Origin of the sequence: Kitasatospora sp. NPDC127121 (assembly GCF_042677305.1) — a bacterium.
In the GTDB taxonomy this organism is placed as follows: Bacteria; Actinomycetota; Actinomycetes; order Streptomycetales; family Streptomycetaceae; genus Kitasatospora.
This window is the reverse complement of record NZ_JBHXTQ010000051.1, coordinates 42715-59468: the sequence shown is the minus strand read 5'-3', so window position 1 is coordinate 59468 and position 16754 is coordinate 42715. Positions and strand designations below refer to the sequence as shown.

At 74.9% G+C, this 16754-nt stretch carries 17 protein-coding genes and 1 tRNA gene; 8 read left to right on the top strand and 10 right to left on the bottom strand.

Annotated features, from left to right (window positions below; all coding sequences use genetic code 11):
* The first annotated feature begins 174 nt into the window (after positions 1–174).
* From ACFVHI_RS24080 to ACFVHI_RS24070, 3 genes are all read left to right on the top strand, one after another.
* Entirely contained in the window at positions 175–879 is a 705-nt protein-coding gene (locus tag ACFVHI_RS24080) for an ATP-binding protein (protein ID WP_159398552.1), read from the top strand.
* A gap of 103 nt (positions 880–982) precedes the next feature.
* Complete coding sequence (locus tag ACFVHI_RS24075; protein WP_380342536.1) at positions 983–1660, top strand: ArsR/SmtB family transcription factor; 678 nt, start codon at positions 983–985, stop codon at positions 1658–1660.
* Positions 1657–3108 carry an MFS transporter gene (locus ACFVHI_RS24070; protein WP_380342534.1) on the top strand — a complete coding sequence of 484 codons (1452 nt, stop codon included), beginning with the start codon at positions 1657–1659 and terminating at the stop codon, positions 3106–3108. The genes ACFVHI_RS24075 and ACFVHI_RS24070 overlap by 4 nt, the downstream gene beginning before the upstream one ends.
* A gap of 49 nt (positions 3109–3157) precedes the next feature.
* Here the strand turns inward: ACFVHI_RS24070 and ACFVHI_RS24065 are convergent, their stop codons facing one another.
* Positions 3158–4399: a GNAT family N-acetyltransferase gene (locus ACFVHI_RS24065; RefSeq protein WP_380342531.1), complete on the bottom strand. Its 1242-nt coding sequence runs from the start codon at positions 4397–4399 to the stop codon at positions 3158–3160.
* Between the two features lie 90 nt (positions 4400–4489).
* Positions 4490–5470 carry a DMT family transporter gene (locus tag ACFVHI_RS24060; protein WP_167745876.1) on the bottom strand — a complete coding sequence of 327 codons (981 nt, stop codon included), beginning with the start codon at positions 5468–5470 and terminating at the stop codon, positions 4490–4492.
* Positions 5471–5797: 327 nt separating this feature from the next.
* On the opposite strand from ACFVHI_RS24060, the gene ACFVHI_RS24055 reads away from it, so the two are divergent.
* On the top strand, positions 5798–6061 hold the full coding sequence (locus tag ACFVHI_RS24055; protein ID WP_063350242.1) for a dsRBD fold-containing protein: 264 nt from the start codon (positions 5798–5800) through the stop codon (positions 6059–6061).
* Between the two features lie 49 nt (positions 6062–6110).
* Here the strand turns inward: ACFVHI_RS24055 and ACFVHI_RS24050 are convergent, their stop codons facing one another.
* The 4 genes from ACFVHI_RS24050 to ACFVHI_RS24035 all read right to left on the bottom strand — a co-directional run bounded on the left by ACFVHI_RS24050 (position 6111) and on the right by ACFVHI_RS24035 (position 9268).
* Positions 6111–6638 carry a hypothetical protein gene (locus tag ACFVHI_RS24050; protein ID WP_380342528.1) on the bottom strand — a complete coding sequence of 176 codons (528 nt, stop codon included), beginning with the start codon at positions 6636–6638 and terminating at the stop codon, positions 6111–6113.
* A gap of 183 nt (positions 6639–6821) precedes the next feature.
* On the bottom strand, positions 6822–7709 hold the full coding sequence (locus ACFVHI_RS24045) for an alpha/beta fold hydrolase (RefSeq protein ID WP_380342525.1): 888 nt from the start codon (positions 7707–7709) through the stop codon (positions 6822–6824).
* Between the two features lie 168 nt (positions 7710–7877).
* On the bottom strand, positions 7878–8225 hold the full coding sequence (locus ACFVHI_RS24040; RefSeq protein WP_159398553.1) for a hypothetical protein: 348 nt from the start codon (positions 8223–8225) through the stop codon (positions 7878–7880).
* Positions 8226–8344: 119 nt separating this feature from the next.
* Positions 8345–9268: an AEC family transporter gene (locus ACFVHI_RS24035; protein WP_363371012.1), complete on the bottom strand. Its 924-nt coding sequence runs from the start codon at positions 9266–9268 to the stop codon at positions 8345–8347.
* A gap of 108 nt (positions 9269–9376) precedes the next feature.
* On the opposite strand from ACFVHI_RS24035, the gene ACFVHI_RS24030 reads away from it, so the two are divergent.
* Positions 9377–9856: an HD domain-containing protein gene (locus ACFVHI_RS24030; protein ID WP_380342521.1), complete on the top strand. Its 480-nt coding sequence runs from the start codon at positions 9377–9379 to the stop codon at positions 9854–9856.
* A 269-nt stretch (positions 9857–10125) separates the two neighbouring features.
* Here ACFVHI_RS24030 and ACFVHI_RS24025 read toward each other — a convergent pair whose 3' ends face one another.
* Positions 10126–10500: a transglycosylase SLT domain-containing protein gene (locus tag ACFVHI_RS24025; protein WP_244293519.1), complete on the bottom strand. Its 375-nt coding sequence runs from the start codon at positions 10498–10500 to the stop codon at positions 10126–10128.
* 551 nt (positions 10501–11051) lie between these two features.
* Positions 11052–12677 (bottom strand): carboxyl transferase domain-containing protein, encoded by a 1626-nt coding sequence (locus ACFVHI_RS24020; protein WP_380342518.1) that lies wholly within the window; start codon positions 12675–12677, stop codon positions 11052–11054.
* 291 nt (positions 12678–12968) lie between these two features.
* Here ACFVHI_RS24020 and ACFVHI_RS24015 point away from each other — a divergent pair, with 291 nt between their 5' ends.
* Complete coding sequence (locus ACFVHI_RS24015; protein ID WP_063350250.1) at positions 12969–13361, top strand: ribonuclease; 393 nt, start codon at positions 12969–12971, stop codon at positions 13359–13361.
* Between the two features lie 125 nt (positions 13362–13486).
* On the opposite strand, the gene ACFVHI_RS24010 is transcribed toward ACFVHI_RS24015, so the two are convergent.
* Entirely contained in the window at positions 13487–14305 is an 819-nt protein-coding gene (locus tag ACFVHI_RS24010; RefSeq protein WP_380342514.1) for an MOSC domain-containing protein, read from the bottom strand.
* Between the two features lie 135 nt (positions 14306–14440).
* Here ACFVHI_RS24010 and ACFVHI_RS24005 point away from each other — a divergent pair, with 135 nt between their 5' ends.
* Positions 14441–15112: a TetR/AcrR family transcriptional regulator gene (locus ACFVHI_RS24005; RefSeq protein WP_063350252.1), complete on the top strand. Its 672-nt coding sequence runs from the start codon at positions 14441–14443 to the stop codon at positions 15110–15112.
* Positions 15113–15278: 166 nt separating this feature from the next.
* Positions 15279–15836: a universal stress protein gene (locus tag ACFVHI_RS24000; protein WP_063350253.1), complete on the top strand. Its 558-nt coding sequence runs from the start codon at positions 15279–15281 to the stop codon at positions 15834–15836.
* Between the two features lie 172 nt (positions 15837–16008).
* Here the strand turns inward: ACFVHI_RS24000 and ACFVHI_RS23995 are convergent.
* Positions 16009–16084, bottom strand: a tRNA-Val gene (locus ACFVHI_RS23995).
* Positions 16085–16754 lie beyond the last annotated feature (670 nt).

The window sequence follows — 16754 nt, the reverse complement described above, 5'->3', positions numbered from 1 at the left end:
GTCGGCGGGTGTGGCATCGGCCGACCGGCGGGGGTGGTGCCCGGTTCGCGTCCCGGAGCCGGATTGTCACCCGAACGAGTGAGGTGCAGGCTGACAGCAGGGCCTGGGAAGCGGCCCGCGCCGGTCGGCCGCGGCACTGATGACGGCCGCCGGCGATGCACGAGGGGCAGGGCGATGGCAAGCGGGAAGCTCTGGGGCTATGTCGCATCGGGGGCCAGGGCGCTCGGCGCCCTCGGCGGGCCGGGTGGCCCCGGCCGTACGGGAGGGCCCGGCGGCGCGGTGGCGGGCGAGGAGGCCGGACCGTTCAGACCGGGCGAGATGGCCGGGCCCCGGGCGCTGTCCCGGCCGGAACTTGAGCGCGTCGAGTGGACCGACCGGCAGGCCGGCTGCGAGCCGCAGGCGCGGCACGTCCAGGTGACCGAGGTGGTCCGCAGGGTGGTGCGCGGCGGCGGCCGGGCGGCGGCGGTGACGGCCCGGCTGGCGCCGGGGCTGCCGGTGGTGGTCGGGGACGCCCGGCGGCTGGAGGACGCGCTCGCCGGCCTGGTCGACCACGCGATCCGGCGCAACCCGCCCGGCGGGCGGGTGCTGGTCCGCGCCGAGGTGGCGGGCGGGCCGGGCCCGGCCGCGACGGCCCTGCGGGCGGCCGGGTTGAGCGGGGCGGCGCGACCGCGCGGGCGGGTGGAGATCCGGGTGGCCGACCGGGGGTCGTCCGAGCTGCCCGGGGCGCGGGAGTGGCTGCTCGCGGGCGCCCGCGCCGACGGGCCGGTCGGGCCCGCCGTGCACAGCCTGGTGCTGGCGGCGGGCGGGCGACTGGCGGTGGAGGCCACACCGGGCGGCGGATTGACGGTGGTGCTGCTGCTGGTGGTCGCGCACGACTGACGGACGGCCGGCGGGCAGCTCTTCGGGGCTCCATCCTTCACCGCAAAGACTTCTTCGCAAAAAACCCTTTGCAAAGATGTCTTTGCGGTTCTACGCTCCTGCCATGACCGATGAACGCGGCTGGATGCACAGCGATGACCCGCACATCGTCCTCACGGCCAAGGGCATGCGGGCGATGGCCCACCCCGTGCGCATGCAGCTGGTCGGGCTGCTGCGCAAGCACGGTCCCTCCACGGCGACCAGGCTCGCCGAGCAGCTGGGGCTCAACTCCGGGGCGACCAGCTACCACCTCCGCCAGCTCGCCGCCGCGGGCTTCGTCGAGGAGGATCCCGAGCGCGGAAACGCCCGGGAGCGGTGGTGGCGTTCGGCCCACAAGTTCACCGTCTGGACGAGTGACGACATGGCCGACGAGGAGCTCGACACGGCCGTCGGCTTCCTGCGGTCCGTCCTCACCGCCCACGCCCTGGCGGCCCAGCGGTCGGTCGACGCCTTCGAGACGATGCCGCGGGAGTGGCGCAAGGCGGTCGGCCTCAGCGACGTGCTGTTGCAGCTCACCCCCGAGGAGGCCGGGCAACTGGCCGCTGATCTGTCCGCGGTGGTGCGGCGTTACCGCGCGCTGGATACGGAGGGGCCGGCCCCGGAGGGCACCGAGCGGGTCGCCGTGGTCGTCCACGTGCTGCCCGACGCGAGCGTCGGCACCGGCGCTGGTACCGATGCCGACACCGATGCCGACAGCGATGCCAGCACCGACACCGACACCGGTGAGGCGGGGTCCCGATGACCACCGTCGTCGACGCGCCCGCGCGCAGCCTCCGGCCGCTGGTCGGGGTGCTCTCCGCCATGGCCGTCTCCATCACCGGGACGCGTGTCTCGGCCATCGCCCTGCCCTGGTTCGTCCTGGCCACCACCGGCAGCGCCACCATGACGGGCCTGGTCGCCTTCGCCGAGATGGCGCCGTACGTGCTGGTCAAGGCGCTGACCGGGCCACTGGTCGATCGGCTCGGGCCGCGGGTGGTGTCCTGGACGACGGACTTGGTGAGCGCCGTCGCGGCCGGGCTGGTCCCGCTGCTGCACGCCCTGGGGCTGCTGCCGTTCGGGGTGCTGCTGGCGATGGTCGCGGTGATCGGCGCGATGCGCGGCCCGGGGGATCTGGCCAAGTCGGTCATGGTCCCGGAGGCCGCCGACCGCGCCCGGGTGCCGATGGAGCGCGCCACCGGTCTCTCCGGCGTCACCGAACGGCTGGCTTCCACGGTCGGCCCGGCGGTCGGTGGTGGGCTGGTCGCGCTGATGGGCCCGCTGGCCGGGCTGGCGCTCAACGCCGCCACCTTCGCCCTGGGGTCCCTCGTCATCGCCTTCGCCCTGCCGCGCGGGATGGGGCGCGCGGCGGCCCCGGCACCCGCTGCCGCGCAGGCCGCAGAAGCCGAGGCCGGGATCGGGACCGGAGCCGGGGCCGGAACTGGGGCCGGAACTGAGGCCGGAACTGAGGCCGAATCGGCGGGTTACTGGCGGATGTTCCGCGAGGGCTTCACCTTCCTGCGCTCCGATCCGCTGCTGCTCACCGTGACGGTGCTGGTCGGCATCACCAACCTGCTCGACGCGGGGTTCCTCACGGTCCTCCTCCCGGTCTGGGCGCGGGAGTCGGGGAACGGCCCGGCCGCCATCGGCCTGACCGGCACCGCCGGGGGGATCACGGCGGTCGTCGGCAGTCTGATCGCGGCGGCCGTCGCCCACCGGCTGCCCCGCCGGACGGTGTTCTTCGCCGGCTTCCTGCTCGTCGGGGCCCCGCGCTTCCTGGTGCTCGCGTGCGGCGCGCCGCTGTGGGTGGTGCTCACGGTCTTCGCGGTCGGCGGCTTCGGTGGCGGTTTCCTCAACCCGATCCTTGGCGCGGTGCTCTTCGAGCGGGTGCCCCGCCACCTGCTCGGCCGCGTCCACGCCCTCGGCGACTCCCTCGCCTGGGCCGGTATCCCGCTCGGCGGCCTGCTGGCCGGCGCAGCGGTCAGCCTCATCGGGCTGATACCCACCCTGGTCGCGGGCGGCGCCCTCTACTTCGCCTCCACCAACCTGGCCGGGTTGCGGCCGGAGTGGCGCGAGATGGACCGCCGGCGCGGCCGGACGGGCACCGTCGACGGGGCGAAGCCCGAGCCCGAGTCTGAGCCGGGGACAGAGCCCGAGCCCGGGACAGAGCCCGAGCCCGAGCTTGCGCCCGCGTCGATCCCGGCACGCCCGTAGGCCTGTCGTGCAGGGGCGGCGAGGCGAGCGTGCGGTCGGAACCAGCCGGTCAGAACCAGTGCAGGCAGTGCGGGGCGCGCTCGGCGCTGAAGAGGGCGTCGGCGAGGGCGGCCGCGCCCGGGCGGTGGGCCCGGATGTGCCCGGCCCGCACGAGCGTGCTCGGGGTGGTGCCGCCGAGGTAGACCGAGCCCAGGTCGCTCACGTCCAGGGACATGTCGGGCTCCCGGTCCGTCGGGACGCACTCGGCCTTCCCGTCCCGGACGGTCAGCAGATAGCGGCCGTGCTCGCCGAGGAACGGGTCGTCGACGTCGAGGACGAGCTCGCCGTCCACGAACCAGCCGCGCGAGGTCAGCGCACGCGGGACGTCCAGCAGCCGCACCCAGAGCCAGTCGGTGCTGCTGCTCCTCTCGCCGGCGTTGAAGTCCACAAGCTGCCAGCGCAGCGGGTGGTCGGACGGAACGTGCTTGAACACGACCTGGGAGACCAGGTCGTGTTCAAGCGCGAACCGGGCCAGGGCCGTGGCGACGGCGTCGTCGGTGGCGATGGTCTCGTCGACCGTCAAGGTGCCGTCGGCGAGCGAGTAGCAGGCGTAGCCGTCCGGGACACCGCCGGCATCCCGGTGGACGGCGACGTAGCGCGACGCCGAGGAGACCGGGGGCCGCCCCGCGCCCAAGGCCCACCAGCGGTGCGGCCGGGACAGCGCGCCGGGCTGCGTGCGGCGGTACCGGTCGTAGACCGCTTCCAGGATCTCGCCGCACTCGGCACGCCGCAGCAGCTCGATCGAGCCGGTGTCCGGGCCGGCCTCCGGGGTGTCGGCCGGGGTGTCGGCTGTTCCGCGTGCCCGGGGGAGGGCGAAGGCGGCCCGGTGGCGCGGCACCGTCAGCCGCTGCGTGTAGGTCGCCGGTCCGTAGCCGAACCTGCGGTAGATCACGGCCTCGGAGGCCAGCAGTACGGAGAGGAACTCCCCACGGGCCCGAAACCCGGCGAGCTGGCGCCGCATCATCGCGGTGAGCACGCCCTGGCGCCGGTGCGAGGGCAGGACGCCGACGCCGGTCACCCCGCTGGTGGGGACGATGGCCTCACCGGGCAGGGTGAGCTCGAAGGTGTACGCGCCGGCGGTGCCGACGGGCCGCCCGTCCGCCGTCACGGCGAGCAGGTTGCGGTCCATCTCGGTCGCCGACCACCAGAGCCCGCCGCCGTCGGTCGGGGTTTCCGGGAAGAGCCCGAACGCGGCATGGAGCGTGTCGACGTAGACGTCGAGGTCCTGATCGGTTGTCGGACGGATCTCCATTGCTGCCGCTTCCTCCCCTGGATGACGACGGCACCACGGCTCGTGTGCCTCGCCACAGTGCAGCGTTGACCCGTGGCCCGGTCAAGCGAATTACGCTCCGGCCCCGGAGCTGTGCCCCGGGTCGTTCGGGTTCTCGGCCGGACTGTTTCCAGGGCGGCTCCTGGGGCCTTCCGCGGGCCGCTCGTCCTCCGGTGGTGCCCCGACGCCCTCCAGGGTTTCGCGGACGCTGCCCGGCATCGCCGGGTGGCGGCCGATCACGATCACCCCGACCACGATGGCCAGCAGTCCGGCGGACTGCCAGGCCAGCGCACCCGGCGTCACCCGCAGCCGGTCGCCGAGGAAGCCGACCGCGCAGGCGATCCCGGACAGCGGTTGGGCGGCGGTCAGTGCCGGCAGGGACATCCGCAGCGGCGCGGCCTCGAAGGCGCTCTGCACCAGCAGCAGCCCGACCACGCCCGCCGCCACCACCGCGTACGGCTGCCAGCTGCGCAGCACCGCGTCCAGTCCGCTGTGGTCGAGGCGCTGGGTGGTGGTGCGGGTCAGCGCGTCCTGGAGGCCGTAGAGCAGGCCGGCGGCGAGGGCCAGCAGGGTGGCCTCCTCGAACAGCGGCAGCCGCCGGGCCAGCGAGACCAGCAGCAGGGTCAGCCCGACCACCGTGCCGACCACCAGCCAGTGCCGCAGTTCCCCGGCGGGCGCACCGCCGCCGGTGGGCCGGCCGGCCACGATGAACGCCGTCACCCCGAGGCCGAGCAGCAGCACCCCGACCCAGCCCGAGCGGCCGAGGGTCTGGCGGGTCAGCACCCGGGAGAGCGCCATGGCGAACAGCAGGTTGGTCGCGAGCAGCGGTTCGACGAGCGAGACTTCGCCCTGGTTGAGGGCGAGCGCGGACAGGATCAGTCCGCACACCATGAACCCGGTGCCGAGCAGCCACTCGGGCATCCGCATCAGGTCCAGGAGCAGCCGCCAGTGCAGCAGGTCGGCACGGGGCGCCCGCTGCGCCGCGTGCTGCTGGAGGACGAAGCCGAGGCCCAGGCAGCAGGCGGCGCCGAGGGCGAGGAGGAAGACCGCCACGGAGGGACCACCCGGTTGTCACTGCCCGCGCCGCGCCGGCGGGTCCGGGTTCGGTCGGCGGTCGCGGCGCGCTTTCGTCAGCGTACCGCCGGGTCGGCGGCGGGGCCCGGTCGGCGGCGAGGAGCAGGCGGGGAGCAGGCAGGGAGCAGGCGGGGCCGGGAGCTCCGGGGCGGGGGAGCTGGTTCCGGGGGCCGGGCCCGCAGCCCCGGGCCGGGCCCGCTTGCCGCCATGGGTCGGACGGGCGCACGCTGGTGTGAGCGGCCGCCACGGCTCACCGTCCGTGCCGGTCCGGACAGGCGCGAGGGGGCCGCTGCCAGGAGGTGTGGCATGCACAACCAGTGGGACGTGGAGCTGAGCTTCGAGGAAGACGGAGTGCACACGGCGTGCGAGGCCAGGTTGACCGGTGCGCGGGCGCCGGGCCTGCGCGCCCACGGGGAGTCGATGAAGAGCACGGACGACCGCCCGCTCGCCAGGATCGGTGAGGAGGTCGCGGCCTCCCGCGCCCTGGAGGAGCTGTCCCGCAAGCTGCGGGCGCAGGCCACCGGGGAGATCGACGACGAAGGACACCGCCCGGGGTACCTGATCTACTGATCCCCGCCGCCGCCGCGCTTGCGCGGGGCGGCTCGGGGCCACGCGGACGTCAGGACCAGGGGTTGGCCGGCTGGTCGTTGATCGCCGTCCAGAACCGGGTGCCCGCCGGGAGGGTGCCGGCCGCCCAGAGCGACCAGCCCTGCCCGTCGTGGAACTCGGCCATTCGCCAGTCGGCGCCGAAGGAGTCCTCGCAGAGCCCGTCGGCGTCGTCCCGGCTGGTCAGGTCGGACCCGGCCGTCGGGGCCGTCGCGGCGACCTCCCCGCCCGCCCAGCTGTGGAAGCCGGCGGTGGGGATCCCGGTGGGGGCCGGGCGGCCGTCCTGGTGGAGGCAGAGCACCGGCAGTTCGGTGTCGGCGGAGGTGTCCCCGAGGTAGGGGTTGCTGGCGCCGTCGGTGCCGACGTGCACCACACCGGCGCGCTGATCCAGGGCGGTCCAGGTCAGCCCCGGGTGTTCGCCCGCCGAGGCGGCGACGGCCGGCCCGTCGCGGTCCACGGCGAACGCGCTGCCCGGGGTGGCGGCCAGCGCGGTGAGCGCGAGCACCGCTGCGGGGGCGAGGCGTCGGACGAACGTGGGCATGGCTGCTCCAGGGAGTGGTGGGCCGACGTGGCGACGCCAGTCTGCCAGCGTCAAGTCGAGTGCGGTACAAGGGATTTGGCGACACTGGTGAGTTCGGGCCAATCCGTCGCCGGCGGCTTGCGCGCAGCGGCCGGGCCGGTTCGGCGCGGGCGTGGCGTCCGTGCCGTCCGAACGGTCCCGCCGTCAGCCGCGGGAGGCGGCGAGGAATCCGGTCAGCCGGGCGTTGACCTCCGCCGCGCCCGCCATGGGCAGGTGGTGGTGCGAGAGGCCCGGCAGGACGGCGACCGTCGCCTCGGGCAGGGCGCGGCGGGCGGCCTCGGCGACCCGGGGGGCGTGGTGGGTGCGGCTGTGTTCGGCGAACAGGGCGAGGGTCGGGGCGGTGAGGGAGCGCAGCCGGTCGAGGCCGGGGCGGGGGCCGGTGATGACGCGGGTGGCGGGGAAGTCGGCGTATCCGAGGGCGTAGACCTCGCGCCAGCCGGGGTCCGGGCGAGGGCCGTCGCCGGTCTCCCAGTCGAGGTAGGAGCGGGCCCGGGTGGCGGTGCGGCGGGGGAGGAAGAGCGGCAGGGCGTGCAGCAGGTAGTCGGGGCGGAAGCCGGCGAAGCACTGGGTGGGATCGAGGAGGGCGAGCCGGCCGACCCGGGCGGGCGCGTGCAGGGCGTACTCCAGGGCGATCCAGCCGCCGTAGGAGTGGCCGCAGAAGTCGGCCCGGGGGAGGTCGAGTCGGTCGAGGACGGTGTCCAGCCAGCCGAGCAGCCCGGGGACGCCCGCGAGTGGGGCGCCGTCGTGGACGCTGCGGCCCGGGTCGCCGATGAGGTCGGGGGCGAGGACGCGGTGCCCGGCGGCCGTCCACGCGGCGACGTTGGCGAACCACATGGTGGAGGTGGCGCCGCCGCCGTGCAGCAGGACGAGGGGGCGGCCGTCGGGAGGGCCGCAGGCGTTGATCCGGGTGGTGCCGTGGGCTGTTCGGACGGTGAGGTGCTCGACCGGGACGGGCCAGCGGGCCAGCAGCGCGTCGTAGGCGGTGAGGAAGGCGGCGGTGCGGGTGGGGGAGGGCGTGGTGCGGGCGGACATGATGGGCCTCCGCGGGGGTGTAAGGAGGCACCCGACCGATCTGCGGGCGCTGATCCGTCTGTTGGGCGCCTCCCGGGCCGGCCGGGCGGTGCCCCCGGGCCGGCTCGGGAAGGCGTTGCGGTTGGACTCGGCGGGCACCACCGGTCTGGTGGAGTGACCGGCGGGGCGTCAGAACCAGGTCTCGCCGTAGTGCGGCCCGGGGTGGTCCTCGCGCAGCAGGCAGATGTTGGGGTCGCGCGGCGGCTCCGGCCCCTCGTGCGGGCCGACGGCCGGGCAGCGCGGCCCGACCTCGACCAGGTACTCGGGCCAGGACGCCCAGTGCAGGTCGAAGCCGACGCCCTGGACCAGCGCGGAATGGGTGCCGCCGTGCCCGCCGGCGAGGTCGCAGCGCAGGCGCGGATCGATCAGGAAGGCGCCGCGCGGAACGGTGTTGTAGTGGTCCACGTCCGTCTGCGGCAGCGTGACGACGGACGGACAGTGGTGGAACTCTGCGGAACGAAGGTCCGGTTGGCTCATGGCCGCCAGCATTCCACCGGGAGCCCGGCGAGGGCCCCGGTTCCCCGCTTTTGTACGGCTCGCGGGTGACAACTGTCGTGCCGTGTACGGGTGGCCGTCACCTCTCCGGAAGGCTCCGGCTACGCGGCGAGGGACCAGCTGATCACCGACAGGGTCGCCATCGACGCCAGGGTCGACCAGAGCACCGAGTCCCGGGCGAGCCCGGTGCCCTGCCCGTACTCGCGGGCGTAGACGTAGACGTTCTGCGCGGTGGGCAGGGCGGAGAAGAGCACCACGGTGAGGAGTTGGTGCGCAGGGAGGTGGAGCAGCGGGCCGGCCACCGCGAAGGCGACCAGCGGCTGTATCAGGGTCTTGACCGCGACGGTCAGCCCGACCTCGGCGTGGCGCGAACGGCCGGTGGCCGGCGGGCGGTTGTGCAGCGACATGCCGAGGGCGACCAGGGCGGTCGGCACGCCGGCGCCGCCGAGCAGCTCGCAGGAACGGTTCAGCTCGGCGGGCAGGTGCAGCCCGCCGGCGGAGGCGGCGGCGCCGAGCGCGGTGGCCAACAGGATGGGGTTGCGCAGCGGCAGGGTGAGCAGGGCCCGGCGGCCGGCCGCGCCGCCGTCGAGGACGGCCAGCACCGCGGGCGTGACGACCAGGATCTGGAACAGCACCACCGGCGCGACGAAGGAGGCGTCGCCGAGGAGCTGCATCGCCACCGGGATGCCGAGGTTGGCCGAGTTGACGTACCCGCAGGCCATCGCGCCGATCGCCAACTCGCCGGTCTTGCGCCGGAACAGCAGGCGCCCGGCGAGCAGCCCGAGGCCGATCGAGACGACGGTGCCGGCGGTGAAGGCGAGCATCGAGGGGTTGGCGAAGTGGTCCAGCGGGGTGCGGACGATCATCAGGAACAGCGAGGCCGGCATCGCCACGTGGAAGACGAACCGGTTGAGCACCGGCTCCGCGTGCGGCCCGAGCAGCCCGGTCCGGCCGACCAGGTAGCCGATCCCGGTCAGCGCCCAGATCGGGGCGAATCCGGACAGCAGGGGGTGCAGGGATGGCATGGTTCCTCGGATCGCTCGGACGGTCTGCCGGGTGGGCCGGGGGTCTCCCGCCCCGGGGCAGTAAACCAGTGAGCGTGAACGGGCAGACCACGGGCCTACGATGAGCCGATGGAGCCCGAGAACGCGCCGACGGAACCCGAGTACCTGAGCCTGGCCGAGGTGGAGGCGATCGCCCGCCGTGCGCACGAGGGGCAGGTCGACAAGAACGGCCACCCGTACGGCGAGCACATCGCGGCGGTCGCGCACGGGACGGCCGCGCGCGGTGGCAGCGACGCCCAGATCGCGGCGGGCTGGCTGCACGACACCGTCGAGGACGACCGGCTGAGCCGGGAGTGGCTGGCGGGGGCCGCGCTGCCCGGGGCCACCAAGACGATCGTGGACGCGCTCACCCGCCGCCCCGACGAGCCGGTCGAGGCGTACACCGCGCGGGTCCTGGCCACGCCGGGCGCGCTGCTGGTCAAGCGGGCCGACCTCGCCCACAACTCGGACCCGGCCCGGCTGGCCGCGCTGGACGTCGCCACCGCCGAGCGGTTGGCCGCCAAGTACGCGCGGATGCGGGAACTGCTCGGGCTCACCGGCGAGCTCTGAGCGGCGGGGCGTGGCCCGGGCTGGGCGAACCAGGAGCAGGCTGGGCGGACGGCGGGGCGGGTCGGGCGAGCCGGGGAGTGGGCTGGGCGAACGGCGGGAGGCGCCGCGCGACCTGCGAGAGGTGTGCGCGAACCACGAGAGGGCCCGGGCCACGCGGATCGCGCGGGCCCGGGCCCTCTGGGGTCACCCCGGTGATCCCTGTCCGACCCCCGGGGTGAGGGGGGAGTGGTCAGGATGCGGGTGGAGTCCGGTGAGCCGAGGTGGTCGGCTTAGTACCAGTGGTTGGCCTGCCAGAAGTTCCAGGCGGCGTTCGGGCTGCCGTAGCGGGTGTTCATGTAGTCCAGCGCCCACTTGATCTGGGTGGTCGCGTTGGTCTTCCAGTCGGAGCCGTGCGTCGCCATCTTGGAGCCCGGCAGCGCCTGGGCCAGGCCGTACGCGCCCGAGCTGGCGTTGGTCGCGGTCACGTTCCAGCTGGACTCGTGGGCGATGATCTGGCTGAAGGAGGCCAGCTGGTTCGCCGGGACGATCTGGGCGGCCACGGCCTGCGGGGACAGGGTGGCGGCGTTCGCGGTGGCAGGCAGCACACCCGCGCCCAGGGCGGTCAGACCGGCGGCGCCGGCGAGAATCGCGGCGGAAGTGCGCATACGGAGCTTGAAAGTGGGCATCTAGAACAGGACCTCAATCAGGTTGGGCCGGGTCACGCCCCGCCTTGGACCACGGCCGGACAGGGGCCGAAACGGTCGTGGGGCGTGACCTGGCAGTAAGTCGCTACCGGCGGGACAGGTGCCGGTGCGGCTGACGACTGAGCCATTGTTGGCATGCCGGATCGGGCGCCGCCAAGACCCCCTTATTACGACCCCCGGTCGTACGGGGGGCGGCCGCCGTGGATTCGAAGGGCCGGCTGCGCGGGGCGCGCCGACCGGTCGTGACCTGTGCGAACACCCCGTCGGCAGGCTGTGGCGCGGGTGCCCGGAAGCTGCCACTATCGCCCGTCGTGGACCGCATTCCGGTGTGAGCGCACTCACCGTTTGGGCCGCTGCGGCCGTCACCCGCCGGTCTGCGGCCGGCACGTTGGGTACAGACGATCTCGCCCCCGTTGAGACCGGCGCCACACCCGCTGGGGCCCGGGGGAGACCGTCGGGCCCCGGCGGAGATCGACGGCCCCCACCAGGGGTTCAGCGGCGGTCGCCGACGTTCAGCGGAGATCGCCGAGGCGGCGGTGACGCAGTGCCCGCGCCGCGAGGCGGTCCGGCTCCGGCAGCGCCGCCAGCCCGCCGAGCGCGGCACCGACCGCCCGTCCGAGCCGTGCGCAGAACGCCTCCGGCTCGTCCGCCGCGTCCGGCCGCTCCTCGACCACCTCGTCCACCAGCCCGACCTCCGCCAGGTGGCCCGCGCCGATGCCCTGGGAGCGGGCCAGCTCGGCGGCGTGCCCGCCGTCCCGGTGGACGATCGCGGACGCGCCCTCCGGCGGCAGTGGCGCCAGCCAGGCGTGCCCGGCGGCGAGCACCCGGTCGGCCGGGAGCAGCGCCAGCGCGCCGCCGCCAGAGCCCTGGCCGAGCAGCACCGCCAGGACGGGCGTGCGCAGCGCCAGCAGGGTGGTCAGGCAGTGCGCGATCTCGACCGCGATCCCGTCCAGCTCGGCCTGCGCGGACAGTTCGGCCCCGGCCGTGTCCACGACCGTGACCAGTGGCAGCCCCAGCTGCTCCGCGACCCGCGCGGTGTGCCGGACGGCCCGCAGGTCGGCGGCGGTGAACGGGCGTTCGTGCTCCGGGGTCTGCCGCTGCTGGCCGACCACCAGCACCGGCCGACCCCCGAGGACGGCGAGGGCGCGGACCAGCGCGCCGCCCCGCCCGCCGGGGGCGTCCAGCAGCACCAGTTCCTCGGCGGTGTGGCGCAGCAGCTCGCGGGTGCCCGGGCGGTCGGGGCGACGGGTGCGGCGCACGGAATCCCAGGCGTCGGGGTGTTCGGCGGTCTCGTCGGCGGTCTTGTCGGGGGTGTGGTCGGGGCCGGGGGCGCCGGTGCCGCCGGCGTCGGCGCTGCCCGGGGCGGGCGCGGTGGTGGCGAGCACGGCGAGCGTGCGGCGGACCAGCTCGCGCAGCTCCTGCGGCGGCACGACGGCGTCCACCAGGCCGCGCCCGGCGAGCGTCTCCGCCCGCTGCACGTCCGGGGGCAGTTCCACGCCGCGCAGCTCCTCGTACACGCGCGGGCCGAGGAAGCCGAGCCGGGCGCCCGGCTCGGCGAACACCAGCTGGCCGAGCGTGCCCCAGGAGGCGAAGACCCCGCCCATGGTCGGGTTCCGTAGATAGGTGAGATAGGGGAGACCGGCCGCGCGGTGCGCCTGGACGGCGGCGGTGATCCGCAACATGCACAGGAAGGCCGCCGACCCCTCCTGCATGCGCGTCCCGCCGGAGACGGGCAGGGCGAGCAGCGGCAGCCGCTCGGCGGTGGCGCGCTCGACGGCGCGGGTGATCCGCTCGGCGGTGGCGACGCCGATCGAGCCGCCGAGGAAGCCGAACTCGGAGGCGACCAGCGCCACCGGTCGCCCGCCGACCAGGCCGGCACCGGTGAGGACGGCCTCGTCGAGACCGGTGCGTGCGCGGGCCCGGTCGAGCGAGGCGCGGTAGCCGGGGTCGGCGGGCGGGCCTGCGGGCGGGTCGGTCGGCGGCTCGTCCCAGCCCTGGAAGGCGCCCGGGTCGACCAGCAGTCCGATCAGCTGCCGCGCGGTCAGCGGCGCGCCCGTTCCCGTGCCCGTTCCCGCACTCGGGCTCGGGTGCGCTCCCGCGCCCGTTCCCGTGTCCGTGCCCGTTGTCCCCGTGTTCATGCCCACCCCGTCAGCGGTCGTTCCGGCCCGACATGATCCGTCACTCTATGCGGCGCGACTGGAGCGGGGAGCGAACGTGAGGAAGCTGTGAGGAGGCCGACAGCGGCCAGGTCGCTAGTTCGACGGCGGTCGACCCATGGGGTGTCCGGACGGTTCGTGGACGGCGCCGGCGGGGTTCGGGCCGGGGTCGGGATACGGCTCAAGTCGCTGGTCAGGCACGTGAGTTACCCGTCGGTTAATAGTTTGTCGCAGGGCTTCCGGAGTTGTCGGTGGCTGGTCACACTGGTGGACATGACCCGCACTCTACGCGCGTGGAAGACCCGCGCTGCCGCCGTCACCGCCGTCGCCCTGATGACCCTCGCGCCCGTCGCCGTCGCCACCGAGGCGCACGCCGACGTGAGCGGCACGGTGTGTCTGTCCACCCTCCCGCCGGAGGCGACCGACACCCTCAACCTGATCGCCACCGACGGGCCGTTCCCGTACTCCCAGGACGGCGTCGTGTTCCAGAACAGGGAGCACGTCCTGCCCGGCCAGTCCTACGGCTACTACCACGAGTACACCGTCATCACGCCCGGTGCCCCGACCCGCGGCACCCGCCGGATCATCACCGGCCAGGCGACCCAGGAGGACTACTACACCGGTGACCACTACGTCACGTTCTCGCTGATCGACCAGGGCTGCTGACACGCGCCCCACGCCCCTCCCGGCCCCGGCGCACGTATCCGCCGGGGCCGCCGGGCCCGCAGGATCGCCGGGCCCGCAGGAACGCCAGGGGCGACCCCCGCCCCGGCGGCCCGCCGCGACCGGCCTCAGAGCTCGGACGGCCCCCAGGCGTCCACCACCAGCTCGTCCCCGACCCGCAGGGTGCCGGGCCGCAGCACCGCGAACTTGCTGCCGAACGCGACCCCACCGACCGCCGCCCGGCGGTAGCCGGCCAGCGTCCGCAGCGGCTCCGGACCGGCCTTGGCGCCCGTCGACTGGTCGACCAGCGTCACCGAGCAGCGGATCGCGAGCTTGGCGTAGGCCAACTCGGCGCCGCCCACGGTGATCCGGCGGGTCAGGTCCTCGGTGTGCGGTTCGTCCCAGCCGTCCACCACCACGTTCGGGCGGAACCGGTCCACCGACATGGGGAGTCCGCCGCTCAGCGCGTTGAAGCGCTCCAGCGACGCACGGGACAGCAGGTGCACCGCGCAGCTGTCGGCGTAGCCGGACGTGCCCGGTACCAGCCCGTCGGACACCCGGTCGTGCTCCGGCGGCACCCGGACCAGCCGGCTGCGGACACCCAGCACCCCGGACAGCCAGCCGGCCACCTCCTCGCCCTGGTCGATCCCGAAGAACGGGGCGCCGAACAGCTGCACCGGCCGGCGCGGACCCTCGGTGTCCACGGTGACGGTCACCGGCTCCACGCCCGGGGCGTCGAGCATCAGCCGGCGGCCGCCCTCCCCGACCGTCGGGCGGACCGTGGCCAGGAGGCGGTCCCGGCGCTGGGAACGGAACACCCCGTCCTCGTCCACCACCATGAACGCCCGGTCGTGGGCCAGCCCCGCCGGAGTCAGCTCCGCGCGCGCCACCTCGACCCCGGCACACCCCTTCACCGGGTAGTACCGCAACTCCACCACTTCGGCCATGGCCGCCCCCTCGACTCACCGCGGCCCCTCGCGGGCCGCCGCGGACCCCGTGCGGAATCAACGCCTCCGTAGGGTAGTTGACCGCCCCCCGACCGCCGCCCGACCGCCCGCCCCCGGGATTGCTAGGGTCGGGACATGGCACCGAGCAGCGCGAACCCCCCGGGACGGCTCCGGCGCGACGCCCAGCGCAACCGCGATCTGCTGCTCGCCGCCGCCCGCGGCATGTTCTCCCGGCACGGCCTCGACGTCCCGCTGGACCAGATCGCCAAGGAGGCCGGCGTCGGCAACGCCACCCTCTACCGCCACTTCCCGACCCGTGAGGCGCTGATCGGCGAGGTGTTCGCCGACGCCGCCGTCGGCCTGGCCGGGGCCGGTGAGGAAGCCCTCGCCGCCGCGGACGCCTGGACCGCCCTCGAACGCTACTTCGAGCGCATCTTCGAACTCGTCGCCGCGGACCGGGGCATCAACGACCTCGTCACCCAGGCCATCCCCACCATCCCCGGCATGATCGAGATCAGCCGCCGGAACGCCGCCACCGTCGGCGCCCTCATCGCCCGCGCCCAGGACCAGGGCACCATGCGGCGCGACGTGGTCGCCATGGACCTGCTCTTCCTGCTCGGCCCGCTCTGCCGCGCCCTGCCCGCCACCACCGACCTGCGCCCCGACCTCTGGCGCCGCTACCTCGCACTGCTCCTCGACGGCTTCCGCGCCCAGGCCATCCACCCGCTGCCCGTCCCCCCGATCGGCGAGGAACACCTCGACCGGATGTTCGCCGACCTCTGGGAAGCCGAACCACCCGGGGCGTAGGCGAGCTGCTCCACGACGTAGCGGCCCCGGAGCATCAGGGACACGTACGGAACGCCCGCGCGCGCGTCAGAGGCGTGTCAACGGGCGCCGGAGGTGCGGTGCCGGCCCGCTTTGCTGGAGGACGACAGCACGGCACGGCGGTACGGACCGAGAGGCGGGGCGAACCATGGCGGACAGCGAGATATCCGGCGCGGACGAGGCAGCGGAGCGGGCCGACCGCGCGGGCCGGATCGTCGTCGGCGTCAGCGGCTCGCTCGGCAGCCTCGCCGCCCTCCACCACGCCGTCGCCGAAGCCCACCGCACCGACGCCGAGGTCCTCGCCCTCCTCTGCTGGACCTCACCCGGCGAAGAGATCGGCTACCGCCGCACACCCTGCCCGGCCGCCATCACCGCAGGCCGCGACGCCGCCGTCGCCCGGCTCCGGCAAGCCCTCGACGAGGCCTTCGCCGGCCGCTACGCCGGAGTCCGGCTGCGCTGCCAGGCCGTCCGCGGCGACACCGGACACACCCTGGTCCGCTTCGCCGACCACCCCGACGACCTGCTCGTCCTCGGCGCCGGCAGCAGCCGCGGCTGCCTCTCCCGCGCGCTGCGCCCCTCCGTCGCCGCCTACTGCGTCCGGCACGCGAGCTGCCCCGTCCTGGCCGTCCCCCGGCCGCCGCTGCAGCGCGACCTGGAGGCCATGGAACGCGGCCACGGCCTGCGCTCCCTCGTCGGGGGGCGGTAGGCCGCGCCCGCCCGCGGCGCCGCCCACCTACGACAGCCCGCCCACCTACGACAGCCCGGCCGCCTCGGCGAGGACGGCGGCGGTCCGGCGGCCGGCGCGCAGCACGGCTTCGGTGGTGGTGGGGAGGCAGCGGTCGACGCCGGCGTCGTACACGGTCATGACGACGCCCGCGTGGTCGGTGGCGGGTTCGAGAACCCGTACCGCCGACCTCTGCTTTGTCAGAGCAGCGCTCAGTTGCCGGGTGTGCTCGATGTCCAGCACCCCGTCCTCCGTGCCGTGGACCAGCCAGAGCGGGACGGGAGAGGGCCGCTCGGCCAGCAGGTCGAGGGGGGCGTCCCCGGTGGTGATCGCCGGGCGGGCGTAGCTGGAGGCGATGCCGACGGCGGCGATGGGACGCTGCTCGGCGGGGGTGCCCGGGTGAGTGGCCACGGCTATGGCCTCCCGGCCGCCCAGTGACCAGCCGGCCAGGACCAGGCGGTCCGGGTCCCCGCCGTACGCGGCGGCGGTGCGGCGGGCGTGGGCGAGCGAGGCGAGCAGTTCGGCGCGGCCGCCGTCCGGCAGGTCGGAGCGCCAGTCCGGGACGAGCACCAGCAGGCCGAGCCCGGCGGCCTCCCGGGCGAGCGGCCGCAGCACGTCGCGCTCGTCAGGGCCCCGGCCGTGCCACAGCAGTACGACGGGCGCGGGCCCGACGGTGCCGGCGGGCGGGCGGTGCACGTCCATCAGCCGCCCGTCGGCGTACGGGATGGCCTCGGGTTGAGCGCTCGTCATGCGGGGTTCGCCTCCGGTTCGGTGCCTGATCACGGAGCTGGTACTGTACTTCTCGTCGCGAGGGAGATGATTCCTCGTCAGGCGTCAGTGGTGCTACCAGAGCACGTCCTACTTTCAGTAGGAAGAGTCCGTGCGACCCGGGCCTGGCGC

Excerpts from the sequence above, each read along its gene's own strand:
- ACFVHI_RS24070 (WP_380342534.1), top strand. The coding sequence starts at position 1,657 with ATGACCACCGTCGTCGACGCGCCCGCGCGCAGCCTCCGGCCGCTGGTC.
- ACFVHI_RS24055 (WP_063350242.1), top strand. The coding sequence starts at position 5,798 with ATGCACAACCAGTGGGACGTGGAGCTGAGCTTCGAGGAAGACGGAGTG.
- ACFVHI_RS24075 (WP_380342536.1), top strand. The coding sequence starts at position 983 with ATGACCGATGAACGCGGCTGGATGCACAGCGATGACCCGCACATCGTC.
- ACFVHI_RS24030 (WP_380342521.1), top strand. The coding sequence starts at position 9,377 with ATGGAGCCCGAGAACGCGCCGACGGAACCCGAGTACCTGAGCCTGGCC.
- ACFVHI_RS24080 (WP_159398552.1), top strand. The coding sequence starts at position 175 with ATGGCAAGCGGGAAGCTCTGGGGCTATGTCGCATCGGGGGCCAGGGCG.
- ACFVHI_RS24065 (WP_380342531.1), bottom strand. The coding sequence starts at position 4,399 with ATGGAGATCCGTCCGACAACCGATCAGGACCTCGACGTCTACGTCGAC.
- ACFVHI_RS24015 (WP_063350250.1), top strand. The coding sequence starts at position 12,969 with ATGACCCGCACTCTACGCGCGTGGAAGACCCGCGCTGCCGCCGTCACC.
- ACFVHI_RS24050 (WP_380342528.1), bottom strand. The coding sequence starts at position 6,638 with ATGCCCACGTTCGTCCGACGCCTCGCCCCCGCAGCGGTGCTCGCGCTC.
- ACFVHI_RS24045 (WP_380342525.1), bottom strand. The coding sequence starts at position 7,709 with ATGTCCGCCCGCACCACGCCCTCCCCCACCCGCACCGCCGCCTTCCTC.
- ACFVHI_RS24025 (WP_244293519.1), bottom strand. The coding sequence starts at position 10,500 with ATGCGCACTTCCGCCGCGATTCTCGCCGGCGCCGCCGGTCTGACCGCC.
- ACFVHI_RS24040 (WP_159398553.1), bottom strand. The coding sequence starts at position 8,225 with ATGAGCCAACCGGACCTTCGTTCCGCAGAGTTCCACCACTGTCCGTCC.
- ACFVHI_RS24000 (WP_063350253.1), top strand. The coding sequence starts at position 15,279 with ATGGCGGACAGCGAGATATCCGGCGCGGACGAGGCAGCGGAGCGGGCC.
- ACFVHI_RS24020 (WP_380342518.1), bottom strand. The coding sequence starts at position 12,677 with ATGAACACGGGGACAACGGGCACGGACACGGGAACGGGCGCGGGAGCG.
- ACFVHI_RS24035 (WP_363371012.1), bottom strand. The coding sequence starts at position 9,268 with ATGCCATCCCTGCACCCCCTGCTGTCCGGATTCGCCCCGATCTGGGCG.
- ACFVHI_RS24010 (WP_380342514.1), bottom strand. The coding sequence starts at position 14,305 with ATGGCCGAAGTGGTGGAGTTGCGGTACTACCCGGTGAAGGGGTGTGCC.
- ACFVHI_RS24005 (WP_063350252.1), top strand. The coding sequence starts at position 14,441 with ATGGCACCGAGCAGCGCGAACCCCCCGGGACGGCTCCGGCGCGACGCC.